This is a genomic window from Paenibacillus sp. VT-400 (assembly GCF_001029205.1).
In the GTDB taxonomy this organism is placed as follows: domain Bacteria; phylum Bacillota; class Bacilli; order Paenibacillales; family Paenibacillaceae; genus Paenibacillus; species Paenibacillus amylolyticus.
Genome location: NZ_LELF01000093.1, coordinates 1 through 381, shown reverse-complemented (window position 1 = coordinate 381; position 381 = coordinate 1). Strand labels below are relative to the sequence as shown.

Genomic DNA, 381 nt, shown 5'->3' with positions numbered 1-381 from the left:
CTGTATTGAAGTAGTCTATGACTTAAATATAGAGCAGTTTCAGGCTAAGTCACGAGAATACAAAGGGAAATATATTTTAGGTATTTATAACAAAATACTTTTAGCTAATTCAAAAATAAATATAGGGTTAAATGTTCCTACTGAAACAGAAGTGAAAGTTGAAAATAATCATGAGTTATTGATTTTAAATAATATTTTTTATGATGGATATGAGATAAAACAATATGAAAATGCAAGAATTGAAGTTTATAAGGATGGTGAAAAACAACCATCAGCTACAGAAATTTTGTGACAGATAGCACTCCCTTTAAATGTCTCTTTAAATAATTCAGCTGGTAATCCTAAAAATACTCAGCAATTGGGTGATCATGTGATCAAGGC

General features: G+C 28.9%; 1 pseudogene. It reads left to right on the top strand.

Annotated elements, in window-relative coordinates:
• Positions 1–292 (top strand): annotated as a pseudogene (locus EL84_RS30490) (hypothetical protein); the annotation flags it as partial.
• Positions 293–381 lie beyond the last annotated feature (89 nt).